The organism is Amycolatopsis sp. NPDC059235 (assembly GCF_042754125.1).
Classification (GTDB): domain Bacteria; phylum Actinomycetota; class Actinomycetes; order Mycobacteriales; family Pseudonocardiaceae; genus Amycolatopsis; species Amycolatopsis albidoflava.
This window is the reverse complement of record NZ_JBHZAG010000183.1, coordinates 1-4,990: the sequence shown is the minus strand read 5'-3', so window position 1 is coordinate 4,990 and position 4,990 is coordinate 1. Positions and strand designations below refer to the sequence as shown.

The following is a 4,990-nucleotide window of genomic DNA, read 5'->3' as shown; positions in this document are numbered from 1 at the left end:
GCCCCTTCGGCCTGTCCCGCCGCTCAGCCCCAAACGCCGGCTAAAAGCAATCCCGCGGTGGTGGTACCGGAAGGGGGGAGGCGAGGGGGTTGGTGGATTCGGAGAGTCGCGGGGGTTGGCTGTTGATGCCTGGAGTGGTGAAGAAGACACGGCTGGTTCGGTGATGTGGGCAACCTCGGCTGGCGTTTGCGGGCTGTAACCGGCAGACTGAACGCGCTGTGAGGGGAGTATTCCTTCGCGGCGGTGTCGTCAGCACGGTGACCCGGCGGAGCATTCGCCGAGGTCCCCGGCACCGTCGGCCGGTTTCGTACCGGCGGGAGAGACCTCCGGTTAGTTGCTGCTGCGCACTATCCGGAGGTTTCTGAGATGACCGTCCCCCTGTGGCTGTGGTTCGCGACAGTCGGCGGGCTGCTCGCGCTGATCGCCATCGACCTGGTGATCGTCGACCACAAGCCGCACGAGGTGACCACCGGCGAGGCCGCTCGCTGGGTGATTTTCTACATCGGCTGCGCCGTCCTGTTCGGCGCGGGCGTCTGGTTCTTCGCCGGGCACGACCCCGGGGTCCAGTTCTTCACCGGGTACATCACCGAGTACTCGCTGAGCGTGGACAACCTCTTCATTTTCATGATCATCATGACCTCGTTCAAGGTGCCCGCGATCCACCAGCACCGCGTGCTGCTCGTCGGCATCCTGCTCGCGCTGGGCATGCGGAGCGTGTTCATCGCGGTCGGCGCGGCGCTGATCAACCAGTTCGTGTGGGTGTTCTTCGTCTTCGGCGCGGTGCTCGTGTGGACCGCGATCAGCATGCTGCGCGGCAACGGCGACGAGGAGGAGTACCACGAGAACGCGCTCACCCGCTGGGTGCGCAAGCTCTTCCCGGTCACCGACGACTACCACGGCCACAAGTACCTGGTGAAGGAAGGCGGCAAGCGGAAGATCACCCCGATGCTGCTGGTCATCATCGCGATCGGCTCGGCCGACCTGCTGTTCGCGGTGGACTCCATCCCGGCGATCTTCGGCATCACCCAAGAAGCGTTCCTCGTCTTCACCGCCAACGCGTTCGCGCTGATGGGCCTGCGGCAGCTGTACTTCCTGCTCGGCGGGCTGGTCACGAAGCTCGTCTACCTCAGCTACGGCCTCGCGGTGATCCTCGCCTTCATCGGCGCGAAGCTCGTGGTGCACGCGCTGCACGAGTACCACCTCGCGCCGGACTGGCTCGACATCAGCAACTGGATGTCCCTCGGCGTCATCGTCGTGGTCCTCACCGTCACCACGGTGCTCAGCCTGGCGAAAGCCAAGCGCGACGAACAGCGGGCGGTCGAGGCGAAATAGGTCGTTTGCCTTGCTAAGGATCGGGTACGGTCGTCGGCATGCGTCCTGCCGACATCGAAGTCCTCGCCGTCCCCGGCCGTCCCGCGCTGCGCGGTGACCTCCTGCTCGCCGCGGTGAGCAGTCCCGACCTGGAAGCCGACCAGTACCGCAGCGCGATCCGGCGGATCTCGCTGTCGGGCGGCGAAACTCCGTGGACGCACGGTCCGCGCGACTCCGCCCCGGCGATTTCGCCGGACGGCCGCTGGGTCGCGTTCCTGCGCGCGGGCGACGGGAAGGGCTCCGAAGGCAGCCCGCAGGTGCACGTGATGCCCGTCGACGGCGGCGAAGCCCGGAAGCTGACGTCGCTGCACCTCGGCGCGGACGCTCCGGTGTGGGCCCCGGATTCGCGCTGGCTCGCGTTCACCGCGCGGGAAGCCGAGCCGGGCCGCTACGGCACCGAGGACGCCGACGAGCGCACGCCGGAGCCCGCCGCCGAGGCGCCGCGGCTGATCACCCGGCTCGACTACCGGATCGACAACATCGGTTTCCTGCGCGACCGGCCGAAGCGGCTGTACGTGCTCGACACGTTCGAAGAGGGCGAGCCGGAAGCGGTGACGCCGCGCGATTACAGCGTCAGCCAGCCGGTCTGGACGCCGGACGGCGAGCGTGTCGTCGTGATCGTGCCGCACGATTTCGACCGGATTGAAACGCGCGAGCACGACCTCGTCGCGTTCCCGGTCGACGGCGGCGAACCCGAGGTGCTCGCGGCCTGCGCCGGGTACGCCGATCAGCCGGTGTACGCGGCGGACGGCACGCTCTACTTCTTCGGCACGTCCCATGAGGACGGTGTCGTCGTCGCTTCCAACACCGGGCTGTATGCGGTCGTGCCGGACGGGAAACCACGGCGGCTGACCGATGTGGAGACCGTGGACGTCGAGATCGGTTCCGGTCCGGCGGTTCCGCTCGGCGACGAGGTGCTGGTCGCCGTCCGCAATCGCGGTGCGGTGGAACTGCGGGCGATCGCGACGGACGCCGACGGGGCGAAGTTCGACGACTTGCGCGTGCTGCACGCCGGACAGTCGGCGGTCCACGGATTCGCGGCGGATGGCGAAACTGTCGTCGCGGTTGTGGCCGGGCTGGACACCGCGGGCGAGCTGGTGGTGCTCGGCCCGGGCGGCCCGCGTGCGCTCACCGATTACTCGAAGCCGTTGCGGGACAAGGGTCTTTGCGAGGTCGTGGAACTCGAAACGACCGCGCCGGACGGCTACCCGGTGCATGGCTGGCTCGTGCTTCCCGAGGGCGACGGACCGCATCCGGTGCTGCGAGTGGTGCACGGCGGGCCGTTCGCCCAGCAGGAATGGACGGTGTTCGACGAGGCGCAGGTCTATGCGTCGGCCGGATTCGCGGTCGTGCTCGGCAACCCGCGCGGATCGGCCGGATACGGGCAATCGCACGGTACTTCGGTCGTGCACAACATGGGCACTGTCGATGTCGACGACGTCCTCGCACTGCTCGACAAGGCGTTGGAACGGCCGGACCTCGACGCGTCGCGGACCGGGATCATGGGCGGTTCCTACGGCGGATTCATGACGAGCTGGGTCGCTGCGAAGTACCCGGACCGGTTCCGCGCGGCGTGGAGCGAGCGCGCGGTGAACGCGTGGGATTCCTTCGCCGGCAGCTCCGACATCGGCTACTACTTCACCGAGGGCTACGTCGGCGCGGACCCGGAGGAGCAGCGTCTGCGCAGCCCGCTCAGCTACGCCGCCGACATCCGGATCCCGTTCGCCGTCGCGCATTCCGAGCAGGACTGGCGCTGTCCGCTGGAGCAGGCGCAGCGGCAGTTCGTGGCGCTGCGCCAGGCCGGCGTGGAGACGGAATTCCTGCTGTTCCCCGGCGAGGGGCACGAGCTGACGCGCTCGGGCAAGCCGCGGCACCGCGTGCAGCGGTTCGAGGCGGTGCTGGCCTGGTGGGCCCGGCACCTCAGCTGAGCAGCGTGTAGTTCAGCTCCTCGCACACCCGCCCGAGCGGCACGTCGAGCCCCGGATGGTCCAGCGGAAGCAGGACGTCCGGGGCGATCGGCAGCGCCGCGCCCGCGGGCGGGTCCCACAGGCACACCGAGGGCCTGCCCGCGTCCATCGACGAGCGGTACCAGAGCCCGTCGAGGTCCGGCATCGCGCCGCGGATCGCCCGCGCCCACGCCTGGGTGATCTTCTTCGGGCCGCTGGAGATCTCCTGCGACGCGCCGACCCGGGTCGGCCACAGGCCGGTGAGGTCGAGCAGCCGCAGCACCCGCGTCGGGCGCACCACGACCAGTCTCGGGCCGCGCGTCGTGCGGTCCACCGTCGAGGTCGTCTGGAACACCTCGGCGACGCTCGTGCGCACGGTCAGGCCGAAATACAGCACGCCGTTGCCCGGGTCGGTGACCGGACGGCCGCCGCGGCCGGGCGGCTGCTGGTCGAACCGGCCGTGCGGGAGCGGGCCGGTGTAGCGGAAGGCGTTCCACTGCTGCGGGTGATTGCCGTGCGCGGTGAAGATGCGGACCAGCCGGGTCTCGGGCTGCACTGAAACCACGTCGTGGCTGCGGTCCAGCCCCTTGACCAGAGCCGACCGCGCCGGAGGCGAGGGGAGCCGGGCCATGCGGGGGAGGTTGTCCGTCCTGTGTCGGGGCAGGGGGCGGGCCTTGGCGCACGGAGGGCGGGGCGCGCGCAGGCGGGGAGGGTCAGCGGGTCAGAACGGCGAGCCGAGCGTGGCGACCAGCCGGGCGACCTGCTCGGGGTCGCCGCCGGCGAGCAGCCACTGCCGCGGCGTCGCGGGCCGGTCGCTGATCACCAGGTCGGCCTGCGGGGTGTTCATGAACGCGGCGACGACCAGCGCCGGCTGGTCCTCGGGGACGGCGCGCAGCACGGTTTCGAGGCCGGGCAGCACGCCCGCGCCGTTGAACTGCCACGCGGGCAGCCGCCATCCCTGGTCTTTCCAGCCGGTGAGTCTGCCTTCCTTGAGGCGGTGCCGGATCCGGCTGTCGTCGACGTTCAGCATCTCGGCGGCCTGGCCGACCGACAGCGCGGAATCGGCGAGCACGGCGTGCGCGGCGACGGTGCGCGCGCGGAAGTCCGTCTCGCCCTCGTCTCGCGGGCTCAGGTCGAGACCGGCGTCGGTGAGCGCGGCCTGCTGGTCGGGGGAGAAGTAGTGCGAGGGGTCGGGATTGGGCGGCGACAGCCTGCGGGCCGCGTCCTCCACGAGCGTGAGGAACTCGTTCGCGTCGGCCTTGAGGCCGGCTCTGGCGAGAACGTTCTCCAGCGCTATCGACATACGCTCAGCCTAGCGCGTGTGTGCGGGTTCGTGCGGTTTCTGGCCTTTTTGTGGGTGAATTCACCAAAGATCGCCACGCATCGCACAGAAGTAAACACGATGCGTAGGCGATGTCGGGACAGTCTGCCCCGCACCGGGTGGCTTGTCCAGGCTTTCGAGTGCTTGACACTCCCGGACCGCGGATTTACGTTGCGAACGAGTAATCGGTTTCCCGCCCTCGGGTGCGGCCCGTGCTCCGCCGTCCGCGGCGGAAGCTGGGGGGACAGGGGGTGGGGCGTGGCGGGCGGGGCGGGGGGTGTACCCCCGGGCGCCCCGCCCGGCGGTTGGCCCGGGTTGGCTTTTTGGGCGGGGGGGGGGGGGCGGGGTTAGG

General features: G+C 69.8%; 4 protein-coding genes. 2 read left to right on the top strand and 2 right to left on the bottom strand.

Annotated features, from left to right (window positions below; all coding sequences use genetic code 11):
- Positions 1-366 precede the first annotated feature (366 nt).
- Together ACFXI3_RS47040 and ACFXI3_RS47035 are read left to right on the top strand one after the other, a co-directional pair.
- Entirely contained in the window at positions 367-1,332 is a 966-nt protein-coding gene (locus tag ACFXI3_RS47040) for a TerC family protein (protein WP_344286476.1), read from the top strand.
- Positions 1,333-1,370: 38 nt separating this feature from the next.
- On the top strand, positions 1,371-3,299 hold the full coding sequence (locus ACFXI3_RS47035) for a S9 family peptidase (RefSeq protein WP_378408742.1): 1,929 nt from the start codon (positions 1,371-1,373) through the stop codon (positions 3,297-3,299).
- On the opposite strand, the gene ACFXI3_RS47030 is transcribed toward ACFXI3_RS47035, so the two are convergent.
- On the bottom strand, positions 3,292-3,948 hold the full coding sequence (locus ACFXI3_RS47030) for an RES family NAD+ phosphorylase (protein WP_378408740.1): 657 nt from the start codon (positions 3,946-3,948) through the stop codon (positions 3,292-3,294). The two genes, ACFXI3_RS47035 and ACFXI3_RS47030, sit on opposite strands and share 8 nt — an antisense overlap.
- Before the next feature lie 90 nt (positions 3,949-4,038).
- Positions 4,039-4,620 (bottom strand): DNA-binding protein, encoded by a 582-nt coding sequence (locus ACFXI3_RS47025; RefSeq protein WP_378408738.1) that lies wholly within the window; start codon positions 4,618-4,620, stop codon positions 4,039-4,041.
- Positions 4,621-4,990 lie beyond the last annotated feature (370 nt).

Bases quoted from the DNA above. Each gene is read 5' to 3' on its own strand.
- ACFXI3_RS47040 (WP_344286476.1), top strand. From the start codon at position 367: ATGACCGTCCCCCTGTGGCTGTGGTTCGCGACAGTCGGCGGGCTGCTC.
- ACFXI3_RS47035 (WP_378408742.1), top strand. From the start codon at position 1,371: ATGCGTCCTGCCGACATCGAAGTCCTCGCCGTCCCCGGCCGTCCCGCG.
- ACFXI3_RS47030 (WP_378408740.1), bottom strand. From the start codon at position 3,948: ATGGCCCGGCTCCCCTCGCCTCCGGCGCGGTCGGCTCTGGTCAAGGGG.
- ACFXI3_RS47025 (WP_378408738.1), bottom strand. From the start codon at position 4,620: ATGTCGATAGCGCTGGAGAACGTTCTCGCCAGAGCCGGCCTCAAGGCC.